The sequence below is a fragment of the Pseudomonas sp. HD6515 genome, from assembly GCF_024971855.1.
In the GTDB taxonomy this organism is placed as follows: Bacteria; Pseudomonadota; Gammaproteobacteria; order Pseudomonadales; family Pseudomonadaceae; genus Aquipseudomonas; species Aquipseudomonas alloputida.
Genome location: NZ_CP079827.1, coordinates 3,959,739 through 3,977,893 on the forward strand (window position 1 = coordinate 3,959,739; position 18,155 = coordinate 3,977,893).

Below are 18,155 nucleotides of genomic sequence, written 5' to 3' on the forward strand. Positions count from 1 at the left end.
CCTTTGCGTGTTTTCCACCGGGATCCATTCATTCCTGCAGCAGTGGAACGACATGTCCCGTATGTTCAAACTTCACCCCCTGGCGGCCTGCCTGGCCGTTGCCCTGCCGGCGCTGGCTGATGACCGCGACCCGCAGCCTCTGGCCCTGCCTTCCACGGCCATCACCGACACCCAGGACAACCGCACCATCGACCTGGCCACGCCGACCCAGGCCGGCTCGCGCCTTGGCCTCAGCGCCCTGGAAACACCGGCCAGCACCAGCAGCATCAGCGAACGGCAGATTCAGCAGCGCAACAACATCACGGTGCAGGATGCAGTGACCCGCTCGCCGGGCATTACCTTCGTCGGCTCCCCGGGGGACGGCGGTACAGGCCTGTCTGCCCGCGGCTTTGCCGGCCACAGCTCAGTGATGACCCTGTTCGACGGCGCGCGCCTGTACACCGGTGCCGGCACACAGACCTTCCCGGTCGACCCGTGGATGGTCGAACGCATCGAGGTGATTCGCGGCCCGGCCTCGGTACTGCATGGCGAAGGCGCCACCGGCGCAGTGATCAACGTGATCCCGAAAAAACCTTTTGCCGGCGAGGTGCGCAACCACCTGCGACTGGGTTACGGCTCGTGGGACCGCCAGCAGCTCGGCCTGGACAGCGGCGGCAGCCTCAGCGAGCGCCTGAGCTACCGCCTGACGCTGAACCAACAGGCCGGCAATGGCTGGGTCGACCGCACCGCTTCACGTAGCCTGGCCCTGAGCGCCGCGCTGCGTTTTGACGCCAGTGATGACCTCAGCTTCACGCTGGCCCATGACCGCGGCGATGCACAACCTGCCAACTACTACGGTACCCCGCTGATCGACGGCCACTACCGCAGCAGCCTGCGCAAAAAGAACTACAACGTGCAGAACGATGTGCAGCAGTACGTTGATGAATGGACCCGGCTCACGACCGACTGGGCGCTGAACGACCAGCTCGGCGCCAGCAACCAGCTGTACTACATCAAAAGCCGCCGCCACTGGCGCAACGCCGAGGACTACAGCTGGGACGCCGGGCGTCAGCAGTTGCTGCGCGGCAGCTACCTGGAAATCAAGCACAACCAGGAACAGTTCGGCGACCGTCAAACCTTCACCTTCGACCACACCCTGTTCGGCCTGGACAGCAAGACCGTGCTCGGTGCCGAATACAACAAGGTGCGCTTCAACGTCGACAGCAATTCACCCTACAACGATGTCGGCGGCGACTACCTCGACCCATGGCAGCCGCAGCCCGGCGGGTTCCATAGCGCCTCGCCGTTGCGGCCGCAAACGCTCTCGACCACCCATACCTTTGCCCTGTTTGCCGAGAACCGCCTGCAATTGAGCGATCGCCTGTCTTTGGTTACCGGCGTGCGTCGCGACCAGAACCACATCGACCGCAACAACTTGATCAACGACAGCCGTAGCGATCGCAGCCTGCAAGGGGGCAACTGGCGCGTCGGGCTGGTGTACGCAATCAGCGACGACCTGTCGTTGTACGGCCAGTACTCAACCAGCGAGGATGGGGTCAACAACCTCATCAGCCTCAGCCCCGCGCAGATGAACTATGACCTGACCGAGGCGAAGCAGACCGAGGTCGGCCTCAAGCAGCGCTTTTGGGAGGGGCGCGGCGAATGGACGCTTGCCGCCTACCACATCGTCAAGAAAAAGCTGCTGGTGGACGACCCCATCACGCACGAGAAGCAACAAGCCGGGCAGCAGACCTCCGATGGCCTGGAAGCGACGCTGGAGCTGGCCCTGGCCCATCAGTGGCAGGTGTCGGCCAACGCATCGCTGGTACGCGCCAAGTACGACGACTTCGACGAAATGGTCGGCGGCCTGCCGCAGAATCGGGCAGGCAACCGGCCGGCCAACGTGCCACGGCGTACCGCCAACCTTTGGTTGAGCAAAGGCTTCGGCCAGCAGGTGAAGGCTGGCATTGGGGCGCGCTATGTGGATGAGCGTTATGCCGATACCGCCAATACCCAGAGCGCCCCCGGGTACACCGTGGTCGATGCCAACATCGCCTGGCAGGTGCTGCCGGATGTGAAATTGGGGTTGCAGTTGAACAACCTGTTCGATCGCGAGTATGTGCAGTCGGCGTTCAGCGGGCAGCAGTGGTTGATGGGGATACCGCGGTCGTACTTCGCGACGGTGGATTACAGCTTCTGATCTGGGTGGCTTGTGCCGCGAAGAGCCCGGCACAGGCCACACAAAAACCTCTATTCCCTTTTAGCGTATTGTTATACGATAACGTTTCACATGAAATTCATTCCTATTAGACAACCCATGACAAGTGCCAGCGCCACGCCCACGCTGATCACCCAGCGCCTGCAGAGCATCGATGCCCTGCGCGGCCTGGTGATCCTGTTCATGCTCCTGGACCACGTCCGCGAGACTTTCCTCCTGCACCGCCAGGTCAGCGACCCCATGGCCATCGACACCACGGAACCGGCGCTTTTCTTCAGCCGCACCCTCGCTCACCTGTGTGCGCCTGTGTTCGTCCTGCTGACCGGCCTGTCGGCCTGGCTGTATGGCGAGAAGCATCAGGGCCGTGGCGACGTCTCGGCGTTCCTGTTCAAACGCGGGCTGTTCCTGGTGGTGCTGGAGTTCACCCTGGTCAACTTCGCCTGGACCTTCCAGTTGCCCCCGAGCGTGATCTACCTGCAAGTGATCTGGGCCATCGGCGTCAGCATGATCGCCCTGTCGCTGCTGGTGTGGCTGCCACGCGCCGCACTGCTCGCCCTGGGCGCCAGCATCGTCGCCGGCCACAACCTGCTCGACGGCCTGCACTTTGGCGTGGATTCAGCCCTGCATGTGCCGTGGGCAATCCTGCATGATCGCGGCTGGCTGGCGTTTTCCGAAAACCTGCACCTGCGCACGTCTTACCCGGTGCTGCCGTGGATCGGCGTCATCGCCTTGGGTTACGGCCTGGGGCCCTGGTTCGCCCGCGGCAGCGATGCCGGGCAACGCCAGCAACACCTGCTGGCGGCTGGTTTGCTCGCGCTGCTTGGCTTTGTCCTGCTGCGCATGTTCAACGGTTACGGTGAGGCGCCGTGGAGCGGTTACCCAACCTTCACGCAAACCCTGATGAGCTTCTTCAACATCACCAAATACCCACCGTCGCTGCTGTTCCTGACCCTGACCCTGGGCTGCGGCCTGTTGTTGTTACGCGCGTTCGAACGGGCCGGCCTGGCGCGCTGGATCACTGCCCTGGCGGTGATCGGTGCGGCACCGATGTTCTTCTACCTGCTGCACCTGTATGTGCTGAAGCTGCTGTACCTGGCCTGCGTGGCGCTATTCGGGCTCAACCATGGCGACTACTTCGGTTTCAACGGTGTTGCAGCGATATGGCTGGGCGCAGTACTGCTGGCGGTTTCGCTGTACCTGCCGGTGCGCGGGTTCGCCCGACTGAAGCAGCGCCGCCGTGACATCCGTTGGCTGAAGTACTTCTGAAAAGCGTTTTCACCTGGCGACGCGATGGTCTACCATGCGGGCCGCCGGTTTCCACCACGGAACTAACAGGGAATCCCAGGCCTGCCAATACGGGCCAAACGGAACTGCCCCCGCAACTGTAGGTGCCGAGCCTGCTCCATCAATGCCACTGGGCCTGCCGCCCGGGAAGGCCGGAGCCGGGCCGTGACGCACCAGTCAGGAGACCTGCCGGCCTACATTCACCAACCGGCGGGGTGTCCGGGATTGGCCATCCGTGTTGCCCCGGCCACCCGCTGGGCCTCGGCGATGCCTGTCCGTGCGTTCCTCACCAGAACTGTCCGATAGGAGATCGCCCAGCATGCTGCCCCGTTTCGCCACCCTGCTCGCTGGCCTAGGCTTCACTGGCCTGGCCCAGGCCGCTGCCACCCACTATCCGCTGACGGTCGACAACTGCGGCAAGCCGCAGGTTTTTGCCCAGGCGCCGCAGCGCGCCGTCACCATCGGCCAGGCCGGTACCGAGCTGCTCTATGCCCTGGGGCTGGGTGACAAGCTGGCGGGCACCTCGCTGTGGTTCAACAATGTATTGCCTGAATACCAGACGGTGAACGCCAAGGTGCCGCGCCTGGCCGACAACGACCCCAGCTTCGAGGCGGTGGTCGGCAAGCGCCCGCAGCTGGTCGCGGCGCAGTTCGAATGGATGGTCGGTACCCAGGGCGTGGTCGCCACCCGCGAGCAGTTCGATGAGCTGAAGATCCCCACCTACGTGCTGCCATCGGACTGCGAGGGCAAGGACAACCTGGTCGGTGCAGACGGCACCCGCCTGCAAGCGTTCCAGGTAGACAGCATCTACAAGAGCGTCAGCCAACTGGCCGAGATCTTCGACGTTCAGGACCGCGGCGCGGCCCTGAACGTCGAGTTGCAAGGGCGCCTCGACAGCGCCAGGGCACAACTGGCCGGCAAGGACCTGTCGGCAACTTCGGCGCTGTTCTGGTTCTCCAGCGCCGACCTGGACATCGACCCCTATGTGGCCGGCCGCCAAGGTGTCGCCGATTTCATGCTGCGCACCCTCGGTGTGCGCAACGTGGTCGAGTCCAGCGAAGAATGGCCAAGCGTAGGCTGGGAAACCCTGGCCAAGGCCAATCCGACCTGGCTGATCATCGCGCGTATGGACCGCCGCCGTTTCCCCGCCGACGACTACCAGAAAAAACTCGAATTCCTGCGCAGTGACCCGGTAACCCGCAACATGGACGCGGTGAAGCACGACCGCATCATTATCCTCGACGCTGACGCCATGCAGGCCGGCATTCGCCTGTTCCGCGGCGTGCAGACGCTGTCCACGGCCTTCGCCAGCGGTAAAGCAGCCCCGTGATGAACCGCCTGTTACCCTGCATCGCGGTTGCCCTGGCCGCTCTGTTGGCCGCCCTGCTGGCCGGTACCGCCATTGGCGAAACCAACCTGTCGCCCAGCGTGGTTGGCCAGGTGCTGGCCAACCACCTGTGGCAAGCCGATTACCCGGTGGACCCGATCGACGCCGGCATCATCTGGAACTACCGCCTGACCCGCACCCTGGTCGCCGCCGCTTGCGGCGCCGGGCTGGCCACCTGCGGTGTCATCCTGCAGGCGATGTTGCGCAACCCACTGGCCGAGCCCTACCTGCTGGGGCTGTCTGCCGGCGCCTCGACCGGCGCGGTACTGGTCGGCCTGCTGGGGCTGGGTAGCCTGGCATTAAGCATGTCTGCTGGGGCCTTCATCGGCGCCGGGGCCGCATTCGCCCTGGTGCTGGTGCTGGCCCGCGCGGCCGGCCCCAGCAGCAACAATGCACAGGTCATCCTTGCCGGTATCGCCGGCTCGCAGCTGTTCAATGCACTGACCGCCTTCCTGATCACCAAGTCAGCCACCGCCGAGCAGGCGCGCGGCATCCTGTTCTGGCTGCTGGGCAACCTGAGCGGCGTGCGCTGGCCTTCGGTGTGGCTGGCCGTACCGGTGGCGATTTTCGGCTTGCTGGTGTGCCTGTGGCATCGCCGTGCGCTGGATGCCTTTACCTTCGGTGCCGATTCGGCCGCCTCGCTGGGCATCCCGGTGCGGCGCACCCAGTTGCTGCTGATCAGTTGTGCAGCGCTGGTGACGGCTGTGATGGTGTCCATTGTCGGCGCCATCGGTTTTGTCGGGCTGGTTATACCCCATGCCCTGCGCCTTCTGCTCGGCCCCGGGCACAGCCGTCTGTTGCCCGCCAGCGCACTGGGTGGTGCGCTGTTTCTGATTGTGGCGGACATTCTTTCGCGCACGCTAATCACCGGCCAGGTGATCCCGGTGGGCGTGGTTACGGCGCTGATAGGTGCCCCGGTATTCGCGCTGATTCTGGTCAGCCGACGGGGGCGCCCATGACAGCCATAACCGCTGTTCGCATCCCCCCGCTGGCCTGCCATGGGCTGGGGTTGCAACTGGCCGGCACTACCGTGCTCAGCGCTATCGATCTCAGCGTTGTCGCCGGTGAAACCCTGGGCATCGTCGGCCCCAACGGCTCGGGTAAGTCCTCGCTGTTGAAGTTGCTGGCAGGGCTGCGCAAACCCGCCTGCGGCAGCGTGCAGCTCCTGGGTGAGCCACTGGCACAGATGCCCCGCCGCCGTGTTGCCCAAGCGCTGGCACTGGTCGAGCAACAGGCCGACACACTCGATGCGATCAGCGTGTTCGACGCGGTTGCCTTGGGCCGCACGCCGTGGCTCTCGGCCCTGGCACCGTTCTCCCGGCAGGACTGCGCCATCGTCGAGCAAGCCCTGGCCGACCTCGACGCCCTGCACCTGCGCACGCGCCTGTGGGGGTCGCTGTCCGGTGGCGAGCGCCAGCGTGTGCACATCGCCCGTGCGCTGGCCCAACGGCCGCAGGTGCTGCTGCTGGACGAACCGACCAACCACCTGGACATTCAGCATCAGCTCAGCCTGCTGCAACAAGTGCAGGCGCTGCCGGTCACCACCCTGGTAGCGCTGCATGACCTCAACCAGGCGCTGACCTGCGACCGTGTCGCGGTTCTCGACAAGGGCCGTCTGGTCGCCCTCGGCAACCCCTTCGAAGTGCTTACCCCCGAGCGCCTGTTGAGCACCTTCGGCGTCCACGCCCACTACCTCACCGACCCTTTCGACGGCGCGCGCATCCTGCGCTTTCGCGCCCCCTGAACCTGGTAGCCTTGCCCATGCTGTTGCGCCCTGTCGCCCTGCTGCTCACCAGCACCCTGCTTGCCCCGACCGCACTGGCCGAAGTGCATGAAGTGAAAATGCTCAACCGTGGCAGCGACGGCGCCATGGTCTACGAGCCTGACCACTTGCGCATTGCCCCCGGCGACAGCGTGCGCTTCCTGCCGAGCCACAGCGGGCATAATGCCGCCAGCGTGGCGGGCCTGCTACCCACCGGTGCCGAGCCGTTCAAGAGCACGCTGAACCAACCGTTCGAGCACACCTTCCGCGTGCCGGGCGTATACGGTATCCAGTGCATTCCGCACGTGGCCATGGGCATGGTCATGGTGATCCAGGTCGGTGATGCGCCTACCGCCGAATTGCCGGCCAGCTTGCCGGCGCGGGCCAAAGCCCGCTTTGCCGCACAGTTGCAAAAGCTCGAGGCCGGGCAGTGAGGCGGCTATTCGGGCCGCTCACACCCTGGCCGGCTCCGCCCGGTTGCACAGCAATGGCTTTACCGAGGATGGCAACTGGAACCTCATCAACCGCCGTGCGTTCGACCCAGTGACCCAGGGCGCGATCTTCATCGCCAATAGGCACGTTCCCACAGGTCAGCGTAATCGCAACTGCATGTGCGTGGTCTGCCACACCGGGTCCTGCTCCACATCCACCACCGTGAAGCCTTGCCGCTCCCAGAACGCAATGGCACCCGGCAGAAACGGATGAGTATGCAAGTAAAGGCAGTCCAAGCCCGCTTGCATCGCCCGTTCGCGCAGGGCACCAAACAAGGCAGCCGCCAGGCCATGCCTGCGGTAGGCCGGCAACACGAACAGCCGCACCACCTCGACTACCCGCTCTGCGCGGTAATCAAGCTGGGCAAAGCGATGGTCATAGGGCAAGTAACCGATCACCGCGACCAGCCGCCCACCCTCACGGGCTTCCAGAAAGCAGCCCGCACCGTCCAGGTAAGTGTCGGCGAAATGCGCCAGGTCACGCGGCAAGGGTGCGTTGGCGAGCATCGGGAAAAGCGCGCGCCGAGCGCTGTCGACAAACGCCAGCACTTCGGCAATGGCGTCACGCGCCACAGGTTGCAGGGTCCAGTTCGGCATCGGGCTATTGCCAGTGTGGTTGGGAGCGCACGGTTCTACCGCAGCGTGCCGCACAAGGCAAATCACAGGGCTCGTCGTGGCAAGGCGGACATCGGTATAATCAGCAGTCTTCACTGCCCGACCAGGCCACACCATGCCTCGCCTCCCGAAGTTGCTGTTACCCCTGTTGCTGGCTGCTGCATTCACCGCCTGCGACCAGAAACCCTCCCGTGAAGATCAGATCCTCAGCCAGCTGCCGCTGCAGGACGCCTACACGCACAACATCGAGCGCATGTCCGCGCTGCTGGGCCGCACTCACCCGCAGCTGTCGCAAGCGACCATCCAGGACGTACTGCGCAAGCACCTCACCGTCGAGGACCAGCGCCGGGACCTGTTCCGCCTGTACAGCGAAAAAAACTTCAGCGACGCCGAATTCGCCACCATCGTCGCCGCCACCCAGGACCCCGCCAAAGCTCGCGCCCTGGAAGACACCGAAGCCGGCAAACGCTTGAGCGAAAAACTCACCGCCCTGATGCGCGAAACCGCCCGCGATGTGAACGTGCAAGCCTTGGTGGAGCAGCGTATGCAAGAGGTGGAAGATGAGCTTGATGCGCTGGACAAAGCAGGCTCTTGACCGCTGCCCGGCAAGGTAACTTCTGTTCAGCCGCCCTTTACGATCACCCGAGGTCAGGATTGACACACACCAAGCATGGATTGCGCCTGGATCTACGTACACTCATTCTGGTGCTCTGCGCCCTTACCGCAGTGGTCATGCTGTGCGCCAGCTATTTCGCCAGCTACCGGGTGCAGCGCCAGCTATTGATCGACAATGCCCTGGAAGCCAACCGGGTGTATGCGACCAAGCTGGCCAGCATCACCGAAACCTTCATTGGCAACGCCTTGCAGCAACTGATGTTCAGCGCCGGCGTGCAAAGCCGGCAGTTGAGCGACACCACAGCGCTGCAGTTGGAAACCGACCGCGTACTGGGCCAGAGCATGGCCTTCAACTCCACCTTCGTGATCGATGCCAACGGTGTACTGCTGGCAGTATCCCCCGCCCCGCTACGCCACCTGCTCGGCACCCACGTGCAGTCGCCCGGTGCTCTGGAAGCCCTGCGCGAACGCCGTCCACTGGTTTCCACGCCCTACCTGTCGGCGGCCGACAACCTGGTGGTAGCCTTATCGCAACCCATTTTCGACAGCAACGGCAACTACCTGGGGTATGTGGGTGGCAGCCTGTACCTGCGTGAACGCAACATCCTCAACAGCCTGCTGGGCGAGCATTTCTACAAGGACGGTTCGTACCTGTATGTGGTCGACCGCAACCGACGCCTGCTGTACCACCCCCATAGCGAGCGGGTAGGCACGGTGGTGGAGGGCAATGCGCTGGTCGACCAGTTGGCGACACTGGACAGCGGTACCCGGCAACTGACCAATAGCCTGGGCGTGGAAATGCTCGCCGGCTTCGCCACTGTGCCCAGCGCCGGCTGGGGCGTGGTAGCGCAGCAGCCCTTGGTGCAGACGGTGGCGCCGTTGCACCATCTGGTGCTGAACGTGATCGCCAGTTCGGCGCCCTTGGCGCTGGTTGGCAGCCTGCTGCTGTGGTGGCTGGCCCGTACCATCGCCCGACCGCTCTGGAAGCTTGCCGCCGGTGCCCGCACGATGGACCGCGCCGCTACCGCCGAGCACTTGCATCAGGTGCGGGCCTGGTACTTCGAGGCGGCAGAGCTCAAGCGCGCGTTGCTGTTCAGCCTGAACTTGCTGCAAGAGCGTATCGGCCGGCTCAATCGGGACGCCCAGACCGATCCGCTGACCGGCCTGGGCAACCGCCGCAGCCTGGAAATCAGCCTGTCGTTACTGGAGGCTGAAAACCGGGAGTTTGCAGCCATTGCGCTGGATATCGACCACTTCAAGCGGATAAATGACAGCCATGGACACGAAGTGGGCGACCAGGTGCTGCGCCAGCTGGCGGAGCTCATGCGCCGTTGTTGCCGCGAGGGCGACCTGCTGTGTCGCACCGGTGGCGAGGAGTTCCTGATATTGCTGCCTGGGGCCACCCTGAACGTGGCGGCCGCGGTGGCCGAACGGTTGCGTGTGACCGTACAGGATATGCCGGTGGAACCGGTGGGCGCCGTGACGATTTCGCTGGGGGTGACGCACTGGGATGGCGAGACTCACGGCGAGCCCATGAACGCATTGGGCGAGGCTGACCGGGCGCTTTACCGGGCCAAGCAGGAGGGGCGCAACCGAGTCGCTTTTGCCTGAACGTCTTGAGTTGTCTGCAGGGGGCGGGCTTGCCCGTGAAATGCCGTTACAGGCAACGATGAATCGGTGGCTTGTAACAATTCCTGTCATAAAACTGCAGTGTTTCAGTCATAGGATTGACCCCGACCTGACATTTTCACTTCATGGATGAGCGTCTCATGCGTCGTGTGGTTTTCAATCAGAAAGGTGGCGTCGGCAAATCCAGCATTGCCTGCAACCTCGCCGCAGCCAGTGCCGCCGAGGGCTACCGGACCTTGCTGGTCGACCTCGACCCGCAGGCCAATGCCACCTTCTACCTCACCGGGCTGGTCAACGACACCATTCCTGCCGGCATCGCCGACTTCTTCCGCCAGACCTTGTCGCCGGTTACCGCCGCCGGCAAGAAGCACCGCGTGGCCATCACCGAAACCCGCTACCGCAACCTGCACCTGGTCACCGCCAGCCCTGACCTCAGCGACCTGCAAAGCAAGCTGGAGAGCAAGTTCAAGATCAACAAGCTGCGCAAGTTGCTGATAACGCTGAGCGAGGACTATGAGCGAATCTACATCGACACCCCACCCGCGCTGAACTTCTACACCTTCAGCGCGCTGGTGGCGGCCGAGCGTCTGTTGATTCCGTTCGACTGCGACAGTTTCTCGCGCCAGGCCCTGCACAGTGTCATGGCCGAGGTCGAAGAACTGCGCCAGGACCACAACCCCGCACTGGTGGTGGAAGGTGTGGTGGTCAATCAGTTCGCCGGGCGCACGGCGCTGCACCAGACTTTGGTCGATCAACTGCGCAACGAAGGCATGCCGGTATTGCCGGTGTACCTGAGCAGTTCGATCAAGATGCGCGAATCGCACCATGCCTCGGTGCCATTGGTGCATTTGGCGCCGCGGCATAAACTGGCTCTGGAATTCATCGATTTGCTGGATGTGCTTGAGCGTGCGGCCTGACAGGCCGTTGGGGGTACTCCAGCTGTAACCTGCTGGACCGGTCGAATCAGGTATACCGAGGTCGCCCTCGACAAAGCGCGTTGCAGCGCTCGGCTATCTACTGGCAAGCACAATAACGATGGCGCGGCCCGACTGCGCCACTTTCAACATGGCTGCCAAAGGAAACCGGAGAGCACCCGCATGTCCGCACATCATGAGGTATCCCCCGCCACCCTGCGCAGGGTGATTGCCGCTTCGGCCATCGGCAATTTCGTCGAATGGTTCGACTTCGCCGTGTACGGCTTTCTCGCCACGCTGATCGCAAGCCAGTTTTTCGCCAGCGAAGACGCCAGCGTAGCCTTGCTCAAAACCTTCGCGGTGTTCGCCGTGGCCTTCGCCCTGCGTCCCTTGGGCGGCATCGTCTTCGGCGCCTTGGGCGACCGCCTGGGACGCAAGCGCATCCTGTCGCTGACCATCTTGCTGATGGCCGGCTCCACCACGTTGATCGGCCTGCTGCCGACCTACGCCAGTATCGGCCTGGCAGCCCCGGCGCTGCTGACCCTGGCCCGCTGCCTGCAGGGTTTTTCTGCCGGTGGCGAATATGCCGGGGCCTGCGCCTACCTGATGGAGCACGCGCCTGACAACAAGCGCGCCTTTTATGGCAGCTTCGTGCCTGTGTCGACCTTTTCCGCCTTTGCCTGTGCGGCGGTGATCGCGTATGGCCTGGAAGCCAGCCTGTCGACCGAGGCGATGAATGCCTGGGGTTGGCGCATTCCGTTCCTGATTGCAGCACCGCTGGGCCTGGTCGGCCTGTACCTGCGCTGGCGCATGGAAGAAACCCCGGCGTTCCGCGAAGCCGTCGCCCAGGGCAAGGAGCACGAGCATTCACCGCTGAAGGAAACCCTGCGCCACCATGGCCGGGTCATTCGCAACCTGGGGGCGTTCATTTCGCTGACCGCATTGTCGTTCTACATGTTCACCACCTACTTCGCCACCTACCTGCAACTGGTCGGCAACCTGACCCGCGCGCAGTCACTGCTGGTAACCACCGTGGCCCTGCTGTTCGCTGCGGTCGGCTGCCCGCTGGCCGGGGCATTTTCGGACCGGGTGGGGCGACGCAAGACCATCGGCTTTACCTGCCTGTGGGTGATGCTGTGCGTGTTCCCGGCGTACTGGCTGGCCAGCTCTGGCTCGATGTCGGGTGCGCTGCTGGGGGTGATCCTGCTCGCGGTGGGGGCATTGTGCAGCGGCGTGGTTACCGCAGCCTTGCTCTCGGAAAGCTTCCCTACCCGTACCCGCTACACCGCTTCGGCAATTACCTACAACGTGGCCTACACGCTATTTGGCGGCACAGCGCCGCTGGTGGCAACCTGGCTCATCGGACAGACCGGCAGCAGCCTGGCACCGGCGTTCTACCTGGTGGTGATTGCGCTGGTGGCGTTGGTGGGCGGGTTGGCGTTGCCGGAAACGTCGCGGATTTCTTTGCATGACGACCTGGGTGTGGACGGTGTACGGGCTGGTGCCCGAAGGGCCGTTTGAGGTTGTTGGGGCTGCCTTGCAGCCCCACGTACTCAGCCTTCCTGCTGCTCATCCCGCCGATACGCCCACTGATACAACGCCGGCAACACCAGCAACGTCAGCGCGGTAGAAGACAAGATCCCACCAATCACCACCGTCGCCAGTGGCCGCTGCACCTCTGCCCCGGTCCCGGTGGCCAAGGCCATCGGTATGAACCCCAGCGAGGCCACCAGCGCCGTCATCAGTACTGGCCGCAAGCGGGTCAGCGCCCCCTCCTCGACCGCCGCCCGCAGCGTGCGCCCTTCCTCGCGCAGCCCGCGGATAAAGGCAATCATCACCAGCCCGTTCAACACTGCCACTCCCGACAATGCAATGAACCCGACGCCGGCAGAAATAGACAGCGGAATATCACGCACCCACAGCGCCAGCACCCCGCCGGTCAGGGCAAAGGGGATGCCGGTGAACACCAGCAGGCCATCCCTGAGGTTGTTGAACATCATCAGCAACAGCGCCATGACCAGCAGCAAGGCCACCGGCACCACCACCTGCAAGCGCTCGGCTGCCGACTGCAACTGTTCGAACTGCCCTCCCCAACGCGTCCAGTAACCCGGTGGTACCTGCACCTGGTCGATCAGGGCCTGCTCAGCCTCTTGCACAAACGAGCCCAGGTCGCGTCCACGCACGTTGGCACTGACCACCACCACGCGCTTGCCATCCTCGCGGCTCACCTGATTCGGGCCCAGTTGCAGGTTCAGCGTGGCGACCTGCGACAGCGGGATGAAACCGATTTGCCCGGCCCCCTCAGCGGCACTGGCCGGAACCGGAATCAGCAGGCTGGCCAGCCCGTCGACATCGGTACGCAAGGTCTCCGACAGGCGCACGACCATGTCGAAGCGGCGGTCGCCTTCATACAGCGTACCGGCGGTGCGGCCGCCCACGGCAATGGCGATGGCATCCTGCACATCGCCCACATTCAGGCCATGACGGGCGGCCTTGTCACGGTCGATGTCGATGGTCAGTACCGGCAGGCCCGTCGTCTGCTCCACCTTCACCTCGGACGCGCCCGACACCCCTTGCAGGCTGGCAGCGATCTGTGCGGCAGTGCGGTTGAGCACCTCCATGTCGTCACCGAACAGCTTCACCGCCACATCACTGCGCACCCCGGAAATCAGCTCGTTGAACCGCAGCTGAATCGGCTGCGACAGCTCGTAGTTGCTGCCCGGCACACTGGCAGCGGCGCGTTGCACCTGGGCGATCAGCTCATCCCGCGGTTTGCCCGGGTCAACCCATTGTTCGCGCGGGCGCAGCATCACGTAGGCATCGGAAATGTTCGGCGGCATCGGGTCGGAGGCAATCTCGGCAGTGCCGGTGCGGGCAAACACCCGCTCCACCTCCGGCACCTGAGCGATGATCGCCTGCTCCAGGCGCTGTTGCATGTCCACCGACTGCGACAGGCTGGTGCCCGGCACGCGCAGGGCCTGCAGGGCGAAGTCACCCTCGCTGAGGCTGGGGATGAACTCGCTGCCCATGCGGCTGGCCATCACGCCCGACAACAGCACCAGGGCGGCGGCGGCGGCACATGCCAGTTTGCGCCGGCCCAGCACCCAGGCCAGCACCGGGGCATAGCGCTGCCGTGCCGTACGCATCACCAGGCCTTCCTCTTCCTTGACCTTGCCGGTGACGAACAGGGCAATGGCTGCCGGAACGAACGTGACCGAAAGGATCATCGCGCTCAACAGGGCCATGACCACGGTAAAGGCCATAGGGTGGAACATCTTGCCCTCGACCCCGGTCAGGGCAAAGATCGGCAGGTACACCACCATGATGATCAACTGCCCATAGATCAGCGGCCGGCGTGCTTCGCGGGCAGCGGCAAACACCTCATGGAACCGTTCGCTGCGGGTCAGCATGCGACCGTGGCGCTGCTGGGCATGGGCCAGGCGACGGATGGCGTTTTCCACGATCACCACCGCGCCGTCGACGATGATGCCGAAGTCCAGCGCGCCCAGGCTCATCAGGTTGGCACTGACCTTGTTGCTGAACATGCCGGTAAAGGTGAACAGCATCGAAAGCGGGATAACCATGGCCGTGATCAGCGCAGCGCGAATGTTGCCGAGGAACAGGAACAGCACGGCAATCACCAGGATCGCACCTTCGATCAGGTTCTTCTTCACCGTGGCGATGGCTTTCTCCACCAGGTTGGTGCGGTCGTACACCGTCACAGCGACTACGCCCTTGGGCAGGTTGCGATTGATCTCGACCAATTTTGCAGCGACCGCCTGCGACACCGTGCGGCTGTTCTCGCCAATCAGCATGAACACCGTGCCCAGCACCACTTCCCGACCGTTTTCGGTGGCTGCCCCCGAGCGCAGCTCTTCGCCAAGGCCAACCTGGGCGACATGGCTGACGCGGATCGGCGTGCCGTCGACGCTGGAGATAACGATGTTGGCAATGTCTTCGGCCGAGGCCACCTGACCCGGCGCGCGAATCAGCAACTGCTCGCCATTGCGCTCGATATAGCCAGCGCCAATGTTGGCGTTATTGCGCTCCAGCGCTGCAATCAGGTCGTTGAGGGTGAGCTTGTAGGCCGCCAGGCGCTTGGGCTCTGGTGCAATCAGGTATTGCTTGGCATGGCCGCCAATGCTGTTGACCTCGGCCACACCCGGTACATTGCGCAGCTGCGGCTTGATGATCCAGTCCTGAATCACCCGCAGGTCAGTTGGGGTGTAAGGCGTACCGTCTTCCTTGAGCGCCCCCTCCTGGGCTTCCACCGTCCACAGGAAAATTTCCCCCAGCCCGGTGGAGATCGGCCCCATGCCCGCCTCGATGCCCTCAGGCAATTGCTCGCGGGCCACCTGCAGGCGCTCGTTGACCAGTTGGCGGGCGAAGAAGATATCGGTGCCATCATCGAAAATGACCGTGACTTGCGACAGGCCCGAGCGCGACAGCGAGCGGGTCTGCTTGAGCCCTGGCAGGCCAGCCATCGCGGTCTCGATGGCAAAGGTGATGCGCTGCTCGGTCTCCAGCGGCGAATAGCCGGGGGCGGCGGTGTTGATCTGCACCTGGACGTTAGTGATGTCCGGCACAGCATCGATCGGCAGTTTCTGGTAGCTGTGGATACCCACCGCGGCCATCAGGACCACGGCCAGCATCACCACCAGGCGCTGCTCGATGGCAAATTGAATCAGGCGTTCGAACATGCAGGTGTCCCCGTGATCAGTGGCTGTGCTCGGCCGAGCCCTTGCCCAGTTCCGACTTGAGGACAAAGCTGCCGGCGGCCGCAACCTGAGTACCGGCGGCCAGGCCGCTGGTGATTTCCACCTGGCCAGCATCGCGACGGCCAGTCTTCACCGGGCGCGCCTCGAAGCCTTCCTCCGTGCGGGCGAACACCACGGTCTGCGCCTCCCAGGTTTGCAGGGCGCTTTCCGGCACCGCCACGGCGGCATCGAAGCGGTCGACGCTGACAGCCACATTGACGAACAGCCCGGGGCGCCAGGCGCCATTGGGGTTGGCCAGTGTGGCACGCACAGTGGCGGCACGGTTCTGCTCGCCGAGCAGGCTGCCGACGTAGTTGACCTTGCCCAGAACTTGGGCGCCCAGGTCCGGCGCACTGACCGTGACTTCACGGCCGGTCACCACCTTGCCCAGGTCACGAGGGGCCACGGCGAAGGTGGCCCACACCCGGCTCAGGTCAGACAGGGTGAACGCGTTGCTGGTCTCGTCGACCACCTCGCCCACGGTCAGGTGCTTCTCCACGACGACCGCATCGAAGGGGGCGCGCAGTTCATAGCGGTTGCCGGCACCGGCCGGCCCCACCGCTGCGACCTTCTGCCGAGCATTGGCCAGGGCGATCTCGGCCTCCTGCAGCGCCTGACGTGCCTGCAGGTAATCCTGCTCGGCGCTGATTCGCTCCTGCCACAGCTGTTGTTCCCGTTGAAAGGTCAACCGCGCCAGTTCCAGGCGACGTTGAGCGGCCTGCTGCTCACTGCGCAGGTCGGAGATCTGCTGGCTGGCAATCACCGCCAGTACCTGGCCGCGCTTGACCGCCTGGCCCAGCTCGGCGTGCACCGCTTCGACCACACCCGGCACGCGGGGTACCACATGAGCGGTGCGGTCCTCGTCAAAGCGGATCTCACCCGGGAAGCTGATGGCGGTGCCCAGCTCACGGGGGCCTGCGGCAGCCAGTTGTATGCCAGCCGATTCGATCTGCGCGATAGACAGGTGCAGCTGGCCTTCTTCTTCGCCGTGCTCCTTCTCCGCATGGCCTTCGACGGCCTGCGCTGCAGCATGGCCGTGGCTGTCTTCACTATGGTCGTCATGGGGGGCTTGAGCCTTGGACGCCTGGCCGAGGTTGCCGGTCCAGGCCAGGCCCGTGAGGCCAAGCGCAGCAATGGCGGCAGCCAGAAGGGCTAGCTTGCGTGGGTTAGTCATTGTTGCTCCTGCTATTGGGTTTGTTGCTCACGCCATCGAGATCGCCGTAGATGCGCTCCACTTGTGCACGCGCGTCGGTCGCCGAGGCCAGCGCCTCGAGGTACAGCCCGCGAGCCTCGATCAGCGTGCGCTGGGCGTCGAGTACATCGAGGAAAGCGAACTTGCCCATTTCAAAACCGCGGGTGGCGGTGTCCACGGCCTGCTGCGCAGCCGGCAGGATGGTGCGGTCGTAGGCTTCAACGTCCTGCATCGCCGTCTCCCACTGGCTGATGGCACTACGGGTTTCACTGCGCAGACGCAGCGCCACGGCATTGCGCAGGTCACGCGCCTGGTCGGCACGGCGCGCAGCTGCCAGAACATTGCCTTGGTTGCGGTCGAACAGCGGCAACGGCATGGACAGGCCAACCACGTTCACTCGCTCCCGGTCTTCGCGGCTGTACTGGCTGCCAAGGCTGACGGTGAGGTTGGGGATACGCTGGGCTTTTTCCGCCCCCAGGGAGGCGTCGCCGCGCTCGACCTGGGCAGCGGCCAGGCGCCATTCGGCAGTCTTTTCGACCTGGTCAAGCAAGGTGTCGGCACCCGGCGCAATGCCTGGCGAAAGGTTGGCTGCCTGCAACCGGTCGAAGCTTGCCAGCGGGCTGCCCGTCATCCGGGCCAAGGCCTGGTAGGCCACGCTGCGCTGGGTTTTCGCGCGGCGCACTTCGGCCTGGGCCTGGGCCAGTTGCACCTGGGCACGGGTGGCCTCCACCGGTGATGACTGGCCTGCCGTAACCCGCCCTTGCACCACCCGCAGACCTCGTTCAGTCAACGCCTGCGACTGCTGAGCCAACTCCAGCGCGGTCTGTGCACGCAAGGCAGCGTGGAAAGCCTGCACCACATCGGCCCGCAGGGCGTTGCGCTGGCGCTCCAGGTCAAGCTGGGCAATGGCCTGGCCGGCACCCGCCACGGCGAGACGTGCGCCGCGCTTCCCGCCCAGCTCCAGCGGCTGGCTGAGGGTGACGGTGGTGGTGCTGGTGTCGCGGCGGGTGTCCTCGACCTCCCAGGCCAGCTCCGGGTTGGGGAGCAGCCCGGCCTGGCGCCGTTCGCCATCGGCAATGCCAATTTCACGGCCGGCTGCAGCCAGCTCCGGGTTCTGGGCGAAAGCGGCGGTAAGCGCCTGGGGCAGGCTCAGCACCTGGCTGGCCTGGGCGCCGGTGGCACTGGCCAGCAGCAGACAGAGCAAGGCGATCTTGCGGGGGATGGGCACGAAACAGTCCTCTGGGCGAAGCATTGGCGAGGGACTGTAGAAAGGGCTGGTTATCGGGGCGGTGGCGGCAAGATTACAATTTTG

14 protein-coding genes and 1 riboswitch are annotated in these 18,155 nt (G+C 64.4%); of the genes, 10 read left to right on the forward strand and 4 right to left on the reverse strand.

From position 1 onward, the window contains the following. The first annotated feature begins 52 nt into the window (after positions 1 to 52). From KW568_RS18445 to KW568_RS18470, 6 genes are all read left to right on the forward strand, one after another. Complete coding sequence (locus KW568_RS18445; RefSeq protein WP_033726337.1) at positions 53 to 2,179, forward strand: TonB-dependent siderophore receptor; 2,127 nt, start codon at positions 53 to 55, stop codon at positions 2,177 to 2,179. 117 nt (positions 2,180 to 2,296) lie between these two features. After that, positions 2,297 to 3,463 (forward strand): DUF1624 domain-containing protein, encoded by a 1,167-nt coding sequence (locus KW568_RS18450; protein WP_004573735.1) that lies wholly within the window; start codon positions 2,297 to 2,299, stop codon positions 3,461 to 3,463. A gap of 28 nt (positions 3,464 to 3,491) precedes the next feature. After that, positions 3,492 to 3,690: riboswitch (cobalamin riboswitch) on the forward strand. Between the two features lie 110 nt (positions 3,691 to 3,800). After that, positions 3,801 to 4,811, forward strand: coding sequence for an ABC transporter substrate-binding protein (locus KW568_RS18455; protein ID WP_004573736.1), 1,011 nt, complete (start codon positions 3,801 to 3,803; stop codon positions 4,809 to 4,811). Beyond that, complete coding sequence (locus KW568_RS18460) at positions 4,811 to 5,827, forward strand: iron ABC transporter permease (protein ID WP_003250493.1); 1,017 nt, start codon at positions 4,811 to 4,813, stop codon at positions 5,825 to 5,827. The genes KW568_RS18455 and KW568_RS18460 overlap by 1 nt, the downstream gene beginning before the upstream one ends. After that, positions 5,824 to 6,612: an ABC transporter ATP-binding protein gene (locus KW568_RS18465; RefSeq protein ID WP_003250491.1), complete on the forward strand. Its 789-nt coding sequence runs from the start codon at positions 5,824 to 5,826 to the stop codon at positions 6,610 to 6,612. Before KW568_RS18460 ends, KW568_RS18465 begins: the two co-directional genes overlap by 4 nt. Positions 6,613 to 6,629: 17 nt before the next feature. After that, complete coding sequence (locus KW568_RS18470; protein ID WP_004573737.1) at positions 6,630 to 7,064, forward strand: pseudoazurin; 435 nt, start codon at positions 6,630 to 6,632, stop codon at positions 7,062 to 7,064. Positions 7,065 to 7,220: 156 nt separating this feature from the next. Here KW568_RS18470 and KW568_RS18475 read toward each other — a convergent pair whose 3' ends face one another. After that, the gene (locus KW568_RS18475) at positions 7,221 to 7,718 is read right to left on the reverse strand and encodes a GNAT family N-acetyltransferase (protein ID WP_003250486.1); all 498 of its coding nucleotides are present in this window, start codon (positions 7,716 to 7,718) and stop codon (positions 7,221 to 7,223) included. A 133-nt stretch (positions 7,719 to 7,851) separates the two neighbouring features. Here KW568_RS18475 and KW568_RS18480 point away from each other — a divergent pair, with 133 nt between their 5' ends. The 4 genes from KW568_RS18480 to KW568_RS18495 all read left to right on the forward strand — a co-directional run bounded on the left by KW568_RS18480 (position 7,852) and on the right by KW568_RS18495 (position 12,415). Next, on the forward strand, positions 7,852 to 8,331 hold the full coding sequence (locus KW568_RS18480; RefSeq protein WP_003250484.1) for a hypothetical protein: 480 nt from the start codon (positions 7,852 to 7,854) through the stop codon (positions 8,329 to 8,331). Between the two features lie 59 nt (positions 8,332 to 8,390). Further along, on the forward strand, positions 8,391 to 9,962 hold the full coding sequence (locus KW568_RS18485; RefSeq protein WP_014861791.1) for a sensor domain-containing diguanylate cyclase: 1,572 nt from the start codon (positions 8,391 to 8,393) through the stop codon (positions 9,960 to 9,962). Between the two features lie 158 nt (positions 9,963 to 10,120). After that, positions 10,121 to 10,897 carry a ParA family protein gene (locus KW568_RS18490; protein ID WP_004573740.1) on the forward strand — a complete coding sequence of 259 codons (777 nt, stop codon included), beginning with the start codon at positions 10,121 to 10,123 and terminating at the stop codon, positions 10,895 to 10,897. A 180-nt stretch (positions 10,898 to 11,077) separates the two neighbouring features. Beyond that, on the forward strand, positions 11,078 to 12,415 hold the full coding sequence (locus tag KW568_RS18495; RefSeq protein ID WP_003250478.1) for an MFS transporter: 1,338 nt from the start codon (positions 11,078 to 11,080) through the stop codon (positions 12,413 to 12,415). A 32-nt stretch (positions 12,416 to 12,447) separates the two neighbouring features. Here KW568_RS18495 and KW568_RS18500 read toward each other — a convergent pair whose 3' ends face one another. The 3 genes from KW568_RS18500 to KW568_RS18510 are packed head-to-tail and all read right to left on the reverse strand — an operon-like array spanning position 12,448 to position 18,071. Next, positions 12,448 to 15,594: an efflux RND transporter permease subunit gene (locus tag KW568_RS18500; protein WP_004573743.1), complete on the reverse strand. Its 3,147-nt coding sequence runs from the start codon at positions 15,592 to 15,594 to the stop codon at positions 12,448 to 12,450. A gap of 16 nt (positions 15,595 to 15,610) precedes the next feature. Further along, positions 15,611 to 16,825, reverse strand: coding sequence for an efflux RND transporter periplasmic adaptor subunit (locus KW568_RS18505; RefSeq protein ID WP_004573745.1), 1,215 nt, complete (start codon positions 16,823 to 16,825; stop codon positions 15,611 to 15,613). Beyond that, the gene (locus KW568_RS18510) at positions 16,818 to 18,071 is read right to left on the reverse strand and encodes a TolC family protein (protein WP_004573747.1); all 1,254 of its coding nucleotides are present in this window, start codon (positions 18,069 to 18,071) and stop codon (positions 16,818 to 16,820) included. The genes KW568_RS18505 and KW568_RS18510 overlap by 8 nt, the downstream gene beginning before the upstream one ends. Positions 18,072 to 18,155 lie beyond the last annotated feature (84 nt).

Excerpts from the sequence above, each read along its gene's own strand:
- KW568_RS18460 (WP_003250493.1), top strand. The coding sequence starts at position 4,811 with ATGAACCGCCTGTTACCCTGCATCGCGGTTGCCCTGGCCGCTCTGTTG.
- KW568_RS18500 (WP_004573743.1), bottom strand. The coding sequence starts at position 15,594 with ATGTTCGAACGCCTGATTCAATTTGCCATCGAGCAGCGCCTGGTGGTG.
- KW568_RS18490 (WP_004573740.1), top strand. The coding sequence starts at position 10,121 with ATGCGTCGTGTGGTTTTCAATCAGAAAGGTGGCGTCGGCAAATCCAGC.
- KW568_RS18495 (WP_003250478.1), top strand. The coding sequence starts at position 11,078 with ATGTCCGCACATCATGAGGTATCCCCCGCCACCCTGCGCAGGGTGATT.
- KW568_RS18470 (WP_004573737.1), top strand. The coding sequence starts at position 6,630 with ATGCTGTTGCGCCCTGTCGCCCTGCTGCTCACCAGCACCCTGCTTGCC.
- KW568_RS18480 (WP_003250484.1), top strand. The coding sequence starts at position 7,852 with ATGCCTCGCCTCCCGAAGTTGCTGTTACCCCTGTTGCTGGCTGCTGCA.
- KW568_RS18505 (WP_004573745.1), bottom strand. The coding sequence starts at position 16,825 with ATGACTAACCCACGCAAGCTAGCCCTTCTGGCTGCCGCCATTGCTGCG.
- KW568_RS18475 (WP_003250486.1), bottom strand. The coding sequence starts at position 7,718 with ATGCCGAACTGGACCCTGCAACCTGTGGCGCGTGACGCCATTGCCGAA.
- KW568_RS18445 (WP_033726337.1), top strand. The coding sequence starts at position 53 with ATGTCCCGTATGTTCAAACTTCACCCCCTGGCGGCCTGCCTGGCCGTT.
- KW568_RS18455 (WP_004573736.1), top strand. The coding sequence starts at position 3,801 with ATGCTGCCCCGTTTCGCCACCCTGCTCGCTGGCCTAGGCTTCACTGGC.
- KW568_RS18465 (WP_003250491.1), top strand. The coding sequence starts at position 5,824 with ATGACAGCCATAACCGCTGTTCGCATCCCCCCGCTGGCCTGCCATGGG.
- KW568_RS18450 (WP_004573735.1), top strand. The coding sequence starts at position 2,297 with ATGACAAGTGCCAGCGCCACGCCCACGCTGATCACCCAGCGCCTGCAG.